General features: G+C 70.5%; 14 protein-coding genes. 7 read left to right on the forward strand and 7 right to left on the reverse strand.

Annotated elements, in window-relative coordinates; all coding sequences use genetic code 11:
- Positions 1-175: 175 nt before the first annotated feature.
- Together AB0D27_RS20600 and AB0D27_RS20605 are read right to left on the reverse strand one after the other, a co-directional pair.
- On the reverse strand, positions 176-412 hold the full coding sequence (locus AB0D27_RS20600) for a DUF3263 domain-containing protein (RefSeq protein ID WP_362510528.1): 237 nt from the start codon (positions 410-412) through the stop codon (positions 176-178).
- Positions 413-444: 32 nt separating this feature from the next.
- Entirely contained in the window at positions 445-1,710 is a 1,266-nt protein-coding gene (locus AB0D27_RS20605; protein ID WP_362510531.1) for an extracellular solute-binding protein, read from the reverse strand.
- Between the two features lie 132 nt (positions 1,711-1,842).
- Between AB0D27_RS20605 and AB0D27_RS20610 the strand changes: the two genes are divergently transcribed.
- The 3 genes from AB0D27_RS20610 (at position 1,843) to AB0D27_RS20620 (ending at position 5,014) form a co-directional block, all read left to right on the forward strand.
- Positions 1,843-2,793, forward strand: coding sequence for an ROK family protein (locus AB0D27_RS20610; protein WP_362510534.1), 951 nt, complete (start codon positions 1,843-1,845; stop codon positions 2,791-2,793).
- Positions 2,793-3,938 carry an N-acetylglucosamine-6-phosphate deacetylase gene (nagA, locus tag AB0D27_RS20615; RefSeq protein WP_362510537.1) on the forward strand — a complete coding sequence of 382 codons (1,146 nt, stop codon included), beginning with the start codon at positions 2,793-2,795 and terminating at the stop codon, positions 3,936-3,938. The genes AB0D27_RS20610 and nagA overlap by 1 nt, the downstream gene beginning before the upstream one ends.
- 143 nt (positions 3,939-4,081) lie before the next feature.
- Positions 4,082-5,014, forward strand: a complete 933-nt coding sequence (locus AB0D27_RS20620; RefSeq protein WP_362510540.1) for a 1-phosphofructokinase family hexose kinase — start codon at positions 4,082-4,084, stop codon at positions 5,012-5,014.
- A gap of 19 nt (positions 5,015-5,033) precedes the next feature.
- Here the strand turns inward: AB0D27_RS20620 and AB0D27_RS20625 are convergent, their stop codons facing one another.
- Together AB0D27_RS20625 and cdgB are read right to left on the reverse strand one after the other, a co-directional pair.
- Positions 5,034-6,011, reverse strand: a complete 978-nt coding sequence (locus tag AB0D27_RS20625; protein ID WP_362510542.1) for a carbohydrate-binding protein — start codon at positions 6,009-6,011, stop codon at positions 5,034-5,036.
- Between the two features lie 126 nt (positions 6,012-6,137).
- A complete protein-coding gene (gene cdgB / locus AB0D27_RS20630; RefSeq protein WP_362510545.1) occupies positions 6,138-7,844 on the reverse strand; it encodes a diguanylate cyclase CdgB in 1,707 nt (568 codons plus the stop codon).
- 450 nt (positions 7,845-8,294) lie between these two features.
- Here cdgB and AB0D27_RS20635 point away from each other — a divergent pair, with 450 nt between their 5' ends.
- The gene (locus AB0D27_RS20635) at positions 8,295-8,858 is read left to right on the forward strand and encodes a flavin reductase family protein (RefSeq protein WP_362510548.1); all 564 of its coding nucleotides are present in this window, start codon (positions 8,295-8,297) and stop codon (positions 8,856-8,858) included.
- A gap of 35 nt (positions 8,859-8,893) precedes the next feature.
- Here AB0D27_RS20635 and AB0D27_RS20640 read toward each other — a convergent pair whose 3' ends face one another.
- A complete protein-coding gene (locus AB0D27_RS20640) occupies positions 8,894-9,787 on the reverse strand; it encodes a sigma-70 family RNA polymerase sigma factor (RefSeq protein WP_362510551.1) in 894 nt (297 codons plus the stop codon).
- Between the two features lie 92 nt (positions 9,788-9,879).
- Positions 9,880-10,317, reverse strand: a complete 438-nt coding sequence (gene arfB / locus AB0D27_RS20645; RefSeq protein ID WP_362510554.1) for an alternative ribosome rescue aminoacyl-tRNA hydrolase ArfB — start codon at positions 10,315-10,317, stop codon at positions 9,880-9,882.
- Positions 10,318-10,485: 168 nt separating this feature from the next.
- On the opposite strand from arfB, the gene AB0D27_RS20650 reads away from it, so the two are divergent.
- The 3 genes from AB0D27_RS20650 (at position 10,486) to AB0D27_RS20660 (ending at position 12,506) form a co-directional block, all read left to right on the forward strand.
- Positions 10,486-11,061 carry a TerD family protein gene (locus AB0D27_RS20650; protein ID WP_362510557.1) on the forward strand — a complete coding sequence of 192 codons (576 nt, stop codon included), beginning with the start codon at positions 10,486-10,488 and terminating at the stop codon, positions 11,059-11,061.
- A gap of 241 nt (positions 11,062-11,302) precedes the next feature.
- Positions 11,303-11,848 carry an NADPH-dependent FMN reductase gene (locus tag AB0D27_RS20655; RefSeq protein WP_362510560.1) on the forward strand — a complete coding sequence of 182 codons (546 nt, stop codon included), beginning with the start codon at positions 11,303-11,305 and terminating at the stop codon, positions 11,846-11,848.
- A 223-nt stretch (positions 11,849-12,071) separates the two neighbouring features.
- Positions 12,072-12,506 carry a VOC family protein gene (locus tag AB0D27_RS20660; RefSeq protein ID WP_362510563.1) on the forward strand — a complete coding sequence of 145 codons (435 nt, stop codon included), beginning with the start codon at positions 12,072-12,074 and terminating at the stop codon, positions 12,504-12,506.
- Between the two features lie 202 nt (positions 12,507-12,708).
- Here AB0D27_RS20660 and AB0D27_RS20665 read toward each other — a convergent pair whose 3' ends face one another.
- Entirely contained in the window at positions 12,709-14,148 is a 1,440-nt protein-coding gene (locus AB0D27_RS20665) for a M1 family metallopeptidase (RefSeq protein WP_362510565.1), read from the reverse strand.
- Between the last annotated feature and the right edge of the window lie 3 nt (positions 14,149-14,151).

Consider the following 14,151-nt stretch of genomic DNA (forward strand, 5'->3'; position numbering starts at 1 on the left):
CGGAGAGGCCGATTTCAGCCCCGTCATGGAGGTCCCCCCGCTCGAGCGAAGCCGAGAGTGGGGGAGTTTGAGGACGAGCGCGAAGCGCGACACGGGGGGTCTGGGGGGCGGAGCCCCCCAGATACGGGACGGGCAGGGGCGGAGGGGGCGAAACACACCCCCCGTCCACCCGGCGTCACCGTTCCCCCCGTCGGGCCTCCCGGACCCTCCGCAGCCGGTTCACCGTGATCGGGTCGTGGATCAGGGCCCGCGGGTCGTCGAGGAGGGCGTTGAGGAGTTGGTAGTAGCGGATCGGGGCGAGGCCGAGCTGTTCGCGGATCGCTCGCTCCTTGGCGCCGGGCCCGGAGAAGCCGCGGCGCTCCAGCGCGAGAATCCCCCGCTCCCGGGGCCCGAGCTCCTCACTGGCGTCCATGGACAGCACCGTAACCCCCACCACTGACACAACTACCCCGCACTGTCCGCCGTGGTCGCCGCGATCTGCAGCGAGCCGAGGGTCCCGGACGGACTGCCGCCCGGCCCCACCGCCTTGGCGATCTGCTTCTTGATGTCGGCGCTGACCTGGGCCCAGGAGGTCTTGCCGACCGGGTAGAGCACCGAGGCGGGCAGCACCTTGAGGAAGGGGGCGAGATCCTCGTCGTCCTTGTCGGCGGCCATGGCGTCGGACGCGGACGAGGTAACCGGCAACAGGTTGTACTCGTGCGAGAAGGCGAGCACGTTCTTGTCGCTGTAGACGAAGTCGAGGAAGTCGCCGATCTGCTTGCCATGGCCGTTCTTCTTGAACGCCATCATCCAGTCGGCGACACCCATCGTGGCCTTGGTCCTGCTGTCGGCCCCGGGCATCGGCACCATGCCGAACTTCACGCCCTTCTTGGCGGCGGCCTGCATCAGCGTGGGGTGCCCGCTGAGCATCCCGACCTCGCCGCGCGTGAACGCCGTGAACGCGTCCGCGCGGTTCAGCTTGGCAGGTGCGACGGGTCCGACGAGCCCCTTGCCGACGAGTTCGTCCTTGAGCCACGTCAGCGTCCGCACGTTCTGCGCGGAGTCGATGGTGTACGTGCCGACGTCGTCGGTGTAGCCGTCGCCGCCGCTCAGCAGCCACTGCATCGTCTCGGCCTGCGCCTCCTCGGGACCCAGCGGCAGCGCGTACGGGAACTTGACGCCCTCCGCCTTGAGCGCCCTGGCGTCGGCCGCCAGCTCGCTCCAGGTCTCCGGCGGGGTGAGGCCGGCCTTGGCGAAGAGCGTCTTGTTGTAGAACAGCAGCCGCGTGGAGGCCGCGAACGGCATGCCGTACTGCGTCAGATCCAGCTGCCCCGCGTCGGTGAACTGCGAGAGGAAGTTGGCCTCGACGGGTATGGAGAGCAGGTCGTCGACCTTGTACAGCTCACCCTTGGCCGCGTAGTCGGCGTACGCGCCGATCTGCGCCATGTCGGGTGCGTCGCCCGCCGCGACCCGCTCCTTGACCTTGCGGTCGACGTCGGTCCAGGGGTAGACGCTGACCTCGACCTTGATCCCCGGGTGGTCGCTCTCGTAGTCCTTGACGAGCTGGTCCCAGTACTTCTGGGAGCTGTTGGCGTCCGAGTCGCCGTAGTCGGCGGCCACCAGTTTCAGGGTCACGTCCGAGGAACCGCCCGAGCCGCCGCAGCCCGCGAGGGTCGCCGTCATGCCGAGCGCGGAGACCACCGCGACCAGTCCTGTCCTTCGCCGCTGCACCGCTTGTTTCTCCAACCCCTGTGACCCTGTTTGCTTTTGCGTCCGTTGCATCCGTCTCGGCATGCGGATACAAGGTCTACACCACGTGAGTGGACTAGACCTCTCCTGGGGTAAGGGGCGACACTGTCCCCCGTGAGACATGTCATCGCCCTCGATGTGGGCGGCACCGGGATGAAGGCCGCCCTCGTGGGAGCCGGCGGCGAGCTGCTCCACCAGGCCCGCCGGGCAACCGGCCGGGAGCGCGGTCCGGACGCCGTCGTCAAGGCGATCCTCGGCTTCGCCGCCGAGCTGCGCGCGCACGGCGAGCAGCACCTCGGCGAGCCCGCCGCGGCCGCCGCAGTCGCCGTCCCCGGCATCGTCGACGCCGCCCAGGGCATCGCGGTGTACTCGGCCAACCTCGGCTGGCGCGACGTCCCGCTGCGCCGACTGCTCGGCGACCGTCTCGGCGGCGTGCCCGTCGCCCTCAGCCACGACGTGCGCACCGGCGGGCTCGCGGAGGGCCGCATCGGCGCGGGCCAGGGCGCCGACCGTTTCCTGTTCGTGGCGCTGGGGACCGGTATCGCGGGCGCCATCGGCATCGACGGCGGCGTCGAGGAGGGCGCGCACGGCTTCGCGGGAGAGATCGGCCATGTCGTCGTACGCCCCGGGGGCACCCCGTGTCCGTGCGGGCAGCACGGCTGTCTGGAGCGGTTCGCGTCCGCGGCGGCCGTCAGCCAGGCCTGGGCCGACGCCTCCGGCGATCCGGAGGCGGACGCGGCGGACTGCGCGAAGGCCGTGGAATCGGGGGATCCCCGGGCGACCGCAGTCTGGCAGGAGGCCGTCGACGCGCTCGCCGACGGGCTCGTCACCGCGCTCACTCTGCTGGACCCGCGCACCCTGATCATCGGTGGCGGCCTGGCGGAGGCCGGGGAAACCTTGTTCACACCGCTGCGGGCGGCCGTGCGGCGCCGGGTCACCTTCCAGAAACTGCCGTCGATCGTCCCCGCGGCCCTCGGGGACAGCGCCGGCTGCCTCGGTGCCGGACTCCTGGCCTGGGATCTGCTCGAAACCGACAACACCGACCGCTCGGAGGTAACCACCTGATGGCCCCTAGCAAGGTTCTCGCAGGCGCCCGGGTGGTGCTGCCCACCGGGATCGTGGACGGCGGCCGGGTGATCGTGGACGGCGCGCGGATCGTCGGGAGCGCTCCCGAGAACGCGGAGATCATCGACGTACGGGGCCACTGGCTGGTCCCCGGCTTCGTCGACATGCACAACCACGGCGGCGGTGGCGCCTCCTTCACCTCGGGAACCGTCGAAGAGGTCCTCAAGGGCGTCCACACGCACCGGCTGCACGGCACCACGACGCTCGTCGCCTCGACCGTCACCGGCGATATGCATGGGCTCGTTCATCGCGCCGGGCTCCTTTCCGAGCTGGCCGAGCAGGGCGACATCGCGGGCATCCACTTCGAGGGCCCGTTCATCTCGCCGTGCCGCAAGGGCGCGCACTCCGAGGAACTGCTGCGCGACCCGGACCCGGCGGAGGTCCGCAAGCTGATCGACGCGGCGCGCGGCCGGGCCAAGATGGTCACGCTCGCCACCGAACTGCCGGGCGGCATCGACTCCGTACGCCTGCTGGCCGAGCACGGGGTGATCGCGGCGATCGGGCACACGGACGCGACGTACGAGCAGACGCGGGAGGCCATCGACGCGGGCGCCAGCGTGGCGACGCATCTGTTCAACGCGATGCCCGCGCTCGGCCACCGCACGCCGGGCCCGATCGCGGCCCTCCTGGAGGACGAACGGATCACGGTCGAGCTGATCAACGACGGCACCCATCTGCACCCCGCCGCCCTCGAGTTGGCGTTCCATCACGCGGGCGCGGACCGGGTCGCGTTCATCACCGACGCGATGGACGCGGCAGGCTTCGGCGACGGCCGCTACATGCTCGGCCCGCTGGAGGTGGAGGTCGCGGAGGGCGTCGCCCGCCTTGTGGAAGGCGGCTCCATCGCCGGTTCGACGCTCACCCTCGACCGCGCCTTCCAGCGCGCGGTGACGATCGACAGGCTGCCGGTCGAGGACATCGTGGCTGCCCTGTCCGCCAACCCCGCACGCCTGCTCGGCGTGTACGACAGGGTGGGCTCCCTGGAGCCGGGCAAGGACGCCGACCTGGTGATCCTCGACGCCGACTTCGCGCTCAAGGGCGTGATGCGCGGGGGCGCATGGGTGGTTGAACCCCAACTGGACTGATTCACCCTTTTGTTGCCGTACGGCGGTTGGCCCGGGGGACTGGGCCGACCGCCGTTGTCTTTGGCATGATCGAGCGTCCGGAACAACCGGTAAGCGCATACCGCGCGTCTGCTTCGTGATTCTCTTCGGGGAGGTCGGCCCAGGTGATCCTCACGGTCACACTGAACACCGCTCTCGACATCACGTATCACGTACGGTCCCTGCGGCCGCACACCTCACATCGGGTGACCGAGGTGACCGAACGCCCGGGCGGCAAGGGCCTGAACGTGGCCCGGGTGCTCGCCGCCCTCGGCCACGAGGTGACGGTCACGGGCTTCTCGGGCGGCGCGACCGGCCGCGCGGTGCGGGACCAGCTCACGCACACCCCGGGCGTGGTGGACGCGCTGGCCCCCGTGACGGGCTCGACCCGCCGAACCATAGCCGTCGTCGACACGGCGACCGGTGACACGACTCAGCTGAACGAACCCGGCCCGACGATCACCCCGGCCGAGTGGTCGGCCTTCCAGGAGGCGTACGAGCATCTGCTGTGCTCCGCCTCGGCGGTGGCCCTGTGCGGCAGCCTGCCGCCGGGAGTGCCGGTCGGCGCGTACGCCCACCTCGTCCGCACCGCGCGTGCGCTGGCGGTGCCGGTGCTGCTGGACACCAGCGGCGAACCGCTGCGCCGCGGCGTCGCCGCCCGTCCCGACATCATCAAGCCCAACGCCGACGAACTCGCCGAACTCACCGGCTCCCATGATCCGTTGCAGGCCACGAGGAACGCCCGCAGGCGGGGCGCCCACACCGTGGTCGCCTCACTGGGCGCGGAGGGCCTCCTCGCGGCGAACACAGAGGGCCGCTGGCGCGCGACCCCGCCGCGCCGGGTGCACGGCAATCCGACGGGCGCGGGCGACTCCGCGGTCGCGGGCCTGCTGTCCGGCCTGGTCGAGCAGCTGCCGTGGCCGGAGCGCCTGGCCCGCGCCGTCGCCCTGTCCGCGGCGACCGTACTGGCGCCCGTGGCAGGCGAGTTCGACCGGGCGGTGTACGAGACGCTGGTGGGCCAGATAGCGGTGACGGGGGACGACGCCACGGCGGCGTGATCCGAGAACCAGGCAGGTCCTAGCTCTTGACCTGGCCTTCCTTCAGCGACAGCTGGTCGAGCAGGACGTTGCAACTGTCGCCGTCGCCGCAGGAGATGGTGATCGTGTTGGTGCCCTTGTTGAGCCTGGGCCAGGCGAAGGTCTTCGTCCAGCCCTTCGCGAAGTCGCCGTCGGCGGCGTGCGTGTAGTTCTTCATGCCCAGCTTGCTGCCGAAGACCTTGTCGTTGACGGTGAGCGTCATCGCCGCGTCGTCGCCGGTCACGCTGTAGCGCGCGAAGAGGGTGTAGACGCCGTCCTTGGGAATGCCGCTGACGGTCCAGGTGACCGAGGCGCCGGGGTTGTTGAGGCCCTGCACATAGACACCGCCGTCGGAGTTGGCGCCCGCGACGTCCGACGCCGTCGCCACGCCGGTGCCCAGGTTCAGCGCCTTCGCGTCGATCTTGGGCAGCTCGGTGGTGGCCTGCTCGGTGGCCGACTGGCTCGGGGAGGCGCTCTGCGAGGCCGACGGGGTCGAGCCCGCCTCATTGCCGCTGTTGTTGTCCTTGTTCGAGTCGCCGCCCATCATGGCGACGCCGATGCCGATGACGACGGCGGCGACCACGGCGATCGCGCCGATGAGGAGGCCCTTGGTGTTGGGGCCCCGCCCGCGCCCGCCGCCGTCGCCGGGCAGCGGCGTCCGGGTGGTGGGCGCCCCGCCGGGGACCGTCTCGGGGGCGGCGTAGTGCGCATTCGACCGGCCGTAGGCCTGGGTCTGACCGTAGGCGGGCTGCTGGCCGTACGCCTGCTGCTGGGGCACCTGCTGGCCGTACTGGGCGGTCTGCGCCTGCTGGCCGTACTGGCGCTCACCGACCGCGCGCACCCGGTTGACCGAGCCGGGGTAGCCGTAGCCGCCGCCTCCGGGGGGCGGCGTGGCTCCGTTGGCCTGACCGTCGGCGTAGAGATAGCCGAACGGGTCGTCGTCCTCGGGCGTGCTCGCGCCGTTGTTGCCGGGCGTCATCCCTTGGTCTCCTCAGCGGGTGCGGGTTCAGATGCGGTACACGGATCAATGGCTGAAGAGCGAGCCTACCCGCTCCTGGGGGGCCAAACGGGTGGCCTTCACCGCATCAACCCACTGACCTGCGATTTATCCCGCACGCCTGTGCTGTTTGGGACGAGACCGTTTCTCGATGTACATCCGTTCGTCAGCGGATTTCAACACCTCGTCCGCCGTCATCCCGCAGTGTGCCCATCCGATGCCGAAACTGGCGCCCACGCGGACCGCCCGTCCGTCGACCCGGATGGGCGGAATGATCGCGTTCCGCAGCCGTACGGCGAGGTCCTGGGCGTCGGCCCGGCCGAGCCCGTCGGCGAGCACCACGAACTCGTCGCCGCCGAGGCGGGCCACCGTGTCGCCGTCCCGGACGCCGTTGGTCAGGCGCCTCGCCACCTCGATGAGCACCGCGTCGCCCGCGTTGTGCCCGAACCGGTCGTTGATCGACTTGAAGCCGTCGAGGTCGCAGAAGAGCACCGCGAGCCCCTTGGTGCCGTCGTCCGTCTCGCCCTCGGGCGCGATGGTGTGCACATGGTGGTCGAAGGCGTCGTACGCCTCGGATCCGGAGCGGAAGTCGAAGCCGTGGCCGCCCCCGTCGTATCCGCCGTGGCCGTGGCCGTCGTAGGCGCCGCCCGGCAGCTCCGCGTACTGACTGTGCCCGTACGCCGCGTCCAGCGAGGCGACCGCACCGGGCGGCAGGGACTGCGGGCGCTGACAGAGGCGGGAGCTGAGCCGGGAGCGCAGCTCGGCGGAGTTCGGCAGGCCGGTGAGCGCGTCGTGCGAGGCGCGGTGCGCGAGCTGCAGCTCGCGGCGCTTGCGCTCCTCGATGTCCTCGACGTGGGTGAGCAGGAAGCGGGGGCCGTCGGCGGCGTCCGCGACGACGGAGTTGCGCAGATGGACCCAGACGTAGGTGCCGTCGCGACGCCCGAGCCGCAGCTCGGCCCGGCCGCCCTCGGCGGACGTTCTCAGCAGGGTGCCGATGTCCTCGGGGTGGACGAGGTCGGAGAAGGAGTAGCGGCGCATCGCGGAGGCGGGGCGGCCCAGGAGACGGCACAGGGCGTCGTTCGTCCGCAGGATCCGGCCGTGCTGGTCGCCGCCCATCTCGGCGATCGCCATGCCGGACGGCGCGTACTCGAAGGCCTGCCGGAAGGACTCCTCGCTGGCGCGCAGGGCCTGCTGCTCGCGCTCGAGGCGCACCAGCGCGCGCTGCATGTTCGCGCGTAGACGCGCGTTGCTGATCGCGATCGCGGCCTGGAACGCGTACATCTGGAGCGCCTCGCGCCCCCACGCGCCCGGCCGCCGGCCGTTGCGCGGCCGGTCCACGGAGATCACGCCGATCAGCTCGCCGCAGGCGCCGCCCTGCACACCGGGGGTGTGCATCGGCGCGAAGAGGCGGTCGGAGGGGTGCCACTCGTCCTCGAAGCGGGGCGCGGGACCGTCGGTGTACCACTGCGGCACGTCGTCCTCGTCGAGGACCCAGCCCTCGGTGTGCGGTATGAACCTGAGGTCGCCCCAGGCCTCGCCCATGTTCAGCCGGCGGTCCCAGGAGGTGCGGGAGCCGACGCGGCCGGTGATCAGGGCCTCGGCGGCGGAGTTACCGGCGAGCGCGGCGACGACGAGGTCGCCGTCGGGGCGTACGAGGTTGACACACGCCAGCTCGTAGCCGAGGCCGGTGACCACGCCGTCGGCGACGGTCTGCAGCGTGTCCGCCAGGCTGCGGGCGGTGTTCATGTCCGCCATCACCTGATGCAGTTGCCGCAGGGACGCAAGACGGACGTAGGGCTCCGACTCGGTCTCCATTCGACCTCCCCTCGAGACCTCGCAGCAACTCCAGGGTTCTCTCGGCGTACTAGTTGGTAGCTTCTTCCCAGCTTCCCCGCCACTGAATCACAGCGCGCTGCCCACTCGGTACACAGGGTCAACAAAATATGGCTCCTGTGACTCAAGTCACAGCGGAAGATGAACAATTGAGTGGAGTTTCTGCATTTTCACCGTGCGTTTACTGAACGCATATTGGGGTGCTGTGCAGAGACTTGTGAGCGATCGTGTCCGTCGGTGACTGTGAGCTGTGGGTCCGTCGGTGACTTTGAACGGTGGGTCCGTCGGTGACTTTGAACGGTGGGTCCGTCGGTGACTGTGGGCGCTGGGTCCGTCGCTGACTTTGAGCGGTTGTGTCGGTCGGTGGTCCTAGGACCCGGTTCGGGCCGAGGTCCGATGCGCCGCCGTGGGTGCGGAGAATAGCGTCTTGGCGTGCTGAAGACTCCCTCTGCCGCTCCGCTCCTCCCCTCCGTGCATGCTGAGGGGGTGAGCAACGACGAGTTCCGCGCCGCCATGTCCCGGCTGGCCGCGGGCGTGGTCCTGGTGACCGCGCACGAGCCCGCACTGGACCCGGACGGACCGGGCGGCGACGACGTCGGCATGACCGCGACCGCCTTCATGTCCGTCTCCCTGGACCCGCCCCTGGTCCTGGTCAGCCTGCGCGACGGCTCCCGGATGGACGACCTGCTCGCCGAGCAACCCCTGTGGGCCGTCTCCGTACTCTCCGACAGCCAGCGCCAGATCGCGGGCCGCTTCGCCATGAAGGGCCGCATCAGCGACCGGCTGCTCTTCGAGGACATCCCGTACGTCCGCGGCGAGGTGGCCGGGGCACCCCTGGTGGCCGGCGCCCTGGCGACCCTCGAGTGCCGCACGGAGCAGCGGGTGCCGGCGGGAGACCACACCCTCGTCATCGGCCGCGTCCTGACGGCACGGGCACCGAGCGCGGACGGGAAGCCGCTGACGTACTTCAAGGGCCGCTACCGGCAGCTGAGCTGACGCGCTCCGCCGCCACCGGCAACGGGGCCGACGCGCTACCTGTCGAGGACGGTGACGTCGACTCCCGCCAGGCGTTCCGGGTCGTTGAGGATGTCGATCACGGCGATCCTCCCGTGTACGACCGTGAAGGCCAGCACGCCGACGAGGCGCTCGTCGGCGACCACCACGACTCCCGCGGCGCCGTTGACGAGGGCGGGCCGCGCGATCCGTGCGAGATGCGCGAAGGAACTCGCCCCCGAGGCCACGGCGGTCGCACCGGCCGTCACCCCGCCTTCCGACCGCGCCACGACATCCGGGTCGAGCACCGCGACGAGCGCGTCGAAGTCGCCCTCGCGGGCCGCCGCCAGGAACGCGTCGACGACCTCACGCTGCTGCGCGAGATCGGCGTCCGGCGTGGGCGCCCCGCCCTGCACCCGGCGCCGGGCCCGGCTGGCGAGCTGACGGGATGCCGCCGGCGTACGGCCCAGGACGGGCGCGATCTCGTCGAACGGCACGGCGAACAGGTCGTGCAGCACGAAGGCGAGCCGCTCGGCGGGCGTCAGCGTCTCCAGGACGACCAGCAGGGCGAGGCCCACCGAGTCGGCGAGCAGCGCCTCCTGCTCCGGGTCGATCCCGGTGACGGGACTGAGCATCGGCTCCGGCATCCGCACTCCGGGTTCCTCCAGCGGCTCCTCGCCGCGCGTCCTGCGCGAGCGCAGCATGTCGAGACATACCCGTCCCACAACGGTCGTCAGCCACCCGCCCAGATTCTCGACACGGCTCGCGTCGGCCCGGCTGAGCTTGAGCCAGGCCTCCTGCACGGCGTCGTCGGCCTCGGCGAGCGAGCCGAGCATGCGGTAGGCGACGGCGCGGAGGTGGGGGCGGTGGGCTTCGAACCGGGCGGCGAGGAACTCGGCCTCGCTCTTCCCCGGGAACGCACTGTCGCTCATCGGTGATCACATCTCCTCATCGCGGTCCGTCACTGACTTGACGGATCACGCGGCGCCGATGTGACGAGAGCGAGCCCGGCCCCGGACAGGCCCTAACCCCAGTCGCGCCCGGTACGCCCCCGCTTGGTGTCGGAGCGCTGCTTCTTCTCGCGCAGCCGGCGTTCGTTGATCCCGCGGGGGATGCGGGTGGCGCGGCGGGGCTTGGGCGGCGGGGCGGTGGCCTCGGCGAGCAGAGAAGCGAGCCGTACGGCCGCGGTCTCCCGGTTGCGCCACTGCGAGCGGTGCTCGGACGCGCGCACGCTGACGATCCCGTCGACGAGCCGCCCGCCGAGTTTGGCGAGGGCGCGTTCCTTCCAGACCGGCGGCAGCGCCTCGGTCTTCGCCAGGTCGAACCGCAGCTCCACCTGCGAATCACTCGTGTTCACGTGCTGTCCGCCGGGTCCGCCCGAGCGCGAGAAACGCCACATGAGCTCGGCCTCGGGAAGGGAGACGGAGCCGCGAATGACGTAAGGACCGGACATGCCGTCCATGGTCCCGCGTATGTCCGGTCCACGTCACCCCGTTTTCGGCGGCCCTGGGTAAAGAAAGTAAAGAGAGCCGGAACCTCGGGGACCCCCCTTGGCGTTCATAGGGGTGACGGTAGCTTCGTCCCCAGTACGAAGCCCGTAGCTATGTAACGAGGGAAGGGACTCCCAACAATGGCAGTAAGCCTGTCCAAGGGTGGCAACGTCTCGCTGACCAAGGAGGCTCCGGGCCTGACCGCCGTCACCGTGGGCCTCGGCTGGGACGTCCGCAGCACCACCGGCACCGACTTCGACCTCGACGCCTCGGCCATCGCGGTCAACCAGCAGGGCAAGGTCTACTCGGACGCGCACTTCATCTTCTTCAACAACAAGCAGACCCCGGACCAGACCATCGTCCACACCGGCGACAACCGCACGGGCGAGGGCGCGGGCGACGACGAGGCGATCAACGTCAACCTCGCGGGCCTCCCCGCCGACGTCGACAAGATCGTCTTCCCGGTCTCCATCTACGACGCCGAGACCCGCTCGCAGAACTTCGGCCAGGTCCGCAACGCCTACATCCGCATCATCAACCAGGCCGGCGGCACCGAGATCGCCCGCTACGACCTGTCGGAAGACGCGGCCACGGAGACCGCGATGGTCTTCGGCGAGCTCTACCGCAACGGCGCCGAATGGAAGTTCCGCGCGGTCGGCCAGGGCTACGCGTCGGGTCTGGTGGGAATCGCGCAGGACTTCGGCGTGAACGTCTGACATTCGCCCACCTGTTGATGGAGCCCCCGGCCACGTGGCCGGGGGCTGCGGCGTTCACCCCTCCGCCCACTTCGGACCCGGAGGGTGACTACGCGCATCCCGTGCTGGGGTTCGATGGGGAAACCGATCGGGTCGTTCTCCTGGCTGGGCCACCCGTCACGTGACCACTGGCGCGGTTTCCCGAGGATGCCGCCACCAAGAGGAAGCGGATCCGAAGTCGGTGGCTCGGTAGGTTGAGTGGATGTCCACGCCGCCTGTGATTCTCTTGCTGTCCGGAAGCCTGCGGGCCGGTTCCTCCAACGAGGCCGTGCTGCGCACCGCGCAGGCCGTGGCCCCGTCGGGGATGCGCACCGTGCCGTACGACGGCTTGGCGGCGCTTCCCCACTTCAACCCCGATGACGACACCGAGCCACTGCCGGTCCCGGTGGCCGCGTTGCGCGCGGCGATCGCAGGGGCGGACGCCATTTTGATCTGCGCCCCGGAGTACGCGGGCACCCTGCCCGGTTCGTTCAAGAACCTGCTGGACTGGACGGTCGGCGGCACCGAGATCGGTGGCAAGCCGGTGGCCTGGGTGAACGCGGCAGCCCCCGGCCGCGGGCAGGGCGCGGAGGCCACCCTGCGGACGGTTCTCGGCTACACCGGCGCCGACATCGTGGAGTCGGCCTGCACGAGGATTCCGGTGGACCGCCGGATGGTCGGCGCGGACGGAGTCATCACCGATCCGGGGGTGCGCGAGCAACTGGGCGAGGTGCTCGGCCTGTTGGCGGGGGCGGCGCTCCACAGCTGACGGCCGCCCGGGCCGGAAATCGCGTTGCCCGGGCCGGCGGTGGACTCTAGGGTCGATCGGGTGACTGCCGGGTCGGCCATGGGCCACGCACGAGTGAGGCGCCCGGCCTCGGCGTGAGCGCGAGGCGGGCAAGAGCCCCGCCCACTTTCTCCGCGTCTTCCCCTCCCGGCGCCCGCATGCGGCGCCCCACCAGCGGATCCCAAGACCCGGAGACACACCACAGATGCCCCTGCCTCATGAAGAGCAGAACCCGCACGAATCCACGCCGGCGACGACCGTCGTCCAGCTCAACCACACCGCCATCTACGCCAGTGACCAGCACCTGTCGGCCGAGTTCCTCGCCGCCGTCCTCGGGCTGAAGGTCGGCGCTCCGTTCGGCCCGTTCCTGCCCGTCGACCTCGGCAACGGCGTGACGCTCGACTACTACGCGAAGACCGGCGAGCCGATCCAGTCGCAGCACTACGCGTTCCTGGTGCCGGACGGCCAGTTCGACGGCATGATCGCCCGTCTGGAGGCGGTCGGCGTCACCTACTACGCCGACCCCAACCACACCCGACCGGGCCGGATCAACGATCTCTTCGGCGGTCGCGGCGCGTACTTCGCCGACCCGGACGGCCACAACATGGAGATCATGACCCGCCCGTACGTCCGCCCATAGCGGACCGATCGACCGGCGGCGGACGGTCGGACCGTGGGCCGTCCGCCGCCAGTCGGTACCGGGATCGACGGACCGGCGGGATCGACGGACCGGCGCAGACTCAGCCGGCGTGGTGCCGACCTCGACGGCACCGCCGTTCAGAGCCTCACCGGAACCTGGGTCGGCTGACCCACACCAGCACCCGGTACCTCAGCCCGCGCCCCTAGGGATGGTCCGGCTTTCCGTCCCCGTACAGCCAGTCCTTCCAGATCTCGCTGAAGTCCTTCCCCGGGGCTTTCTTCTCGACGAACGCCGTGAAGTCGGCGGTGGACGCGGTGCCGTGGCGGTGCGCGGCGGACCAGCCCTGGATGATGTCGTAGAAGGTGTCGTCGCCGACCGTCTGGCGGATCTTGTGCAGGACCATCGCGCCCCGGTAGTAGACGGGCGGGTCGGAGATGTGTGCGGCGCTGGACGGCCTGGCGGGCGGGAAGGCCCAGATCTCCTTGTTGTCGGCGGGCTCGTAGTAGTCGCCTCTGTAGAGGGAGTGGAAGATCTCGTCGGCCGTGTCGCCGTCGTGGTCCTCCTGCCACAGCCACTCCGCGTACGTGGCGAAGCTCTCGTTGAGCCACATGTCCCGCCAGGACCTGGGGGTGACGGAGTCGCCGTACCACTGGTGGGCCAGTTCGTGAACGAGGGTCTTGGTGTCGGGGGCGCCGGGGAAGACGGGGCGGGTCTGGGTCTCCAGGGCGTAGCCCGCGTCGTCGCCGCGGTCCACGATGGCGCCGGTGGAGGAGAAGGGGTACGGGCCGAAGTTGTACTCCTCCCACTCCATGACCTCGGGGATCTGCGCGAGCACCTTCTCGCTCGCCTTCTGCTGCGTCGGGTCCACGGCGACGTACACCGGCAGTCCGCTCCTGGTCGTCGAGCGGGTGATGTCGAACCTGCCGATGGCGAGCGTCGCGAGGTAGCTCGCCATCGGTTCGGCCGTGTGCCAGGCGAACGTCGTACGGCCCTTCGTGGTCGTCTCGTTCGTCAACTCCCCGTTGGACACGGCCTGCAGGCCTTCGGGGACGGTGATCGTGAGGTCGTACGACGCCTTGTCGGAGGGGTGGTGGTTGCCGGGGAACCAGGCCATCGAGCCGGTGGGCTCGCCGAGGGCGAGGGCGCCGTCGGCCGTGCGCAGCCAGCCCTCCTTCGAGGTGTCCGGGTCGGTGATCGACTCGGGGGTGCCCGAGTAGCGGACTGTCGCCCGGAAGGTCTCGCCCCGGTCGAGGTCGGCGTGCGGGCGGACGGTCAGCTCCTGGCCCGCTCGGTTCCAGCGGGCGGTCTCGCCCTCGACGGTGACGCCGGTGACGTCCAGCCCCTTCAGGTCGAGGTTGAACGCGCTGAGGTTCTGGGTGGCCCGCGCCGTGATCTCCGCCGTCCCCGTCAGGCGCTTGGTCCCCGGGTCGTAGGAGAGGGTCAGGCCGTAGTGGCCGACGTCGTAGCCGCCGTTGCCCATCTTCGCGAAGTACGGGTCGCGTGCGCCGAACGCGCCGGGCTTCCCGTGCACACCGCCCCCGCCGCACGCGGTGAGAACGAGGGCGAGGATGAGCGCCAGGGCAAAGGGGACGGTGGCGGAAGATCGGGGCACACGGGTGATCCTACGAGGGCATGACACCATCGC

The organism is Streptomyces sp. NPDC048415, from assembly GCF_040651675.1.
In the GTDB taxonomy this organism is placed as follows: Bacteria; Actinomycetota; Actinomycetes; order Streptomycetales; family Streptomycetaceae; genus Streptomyces.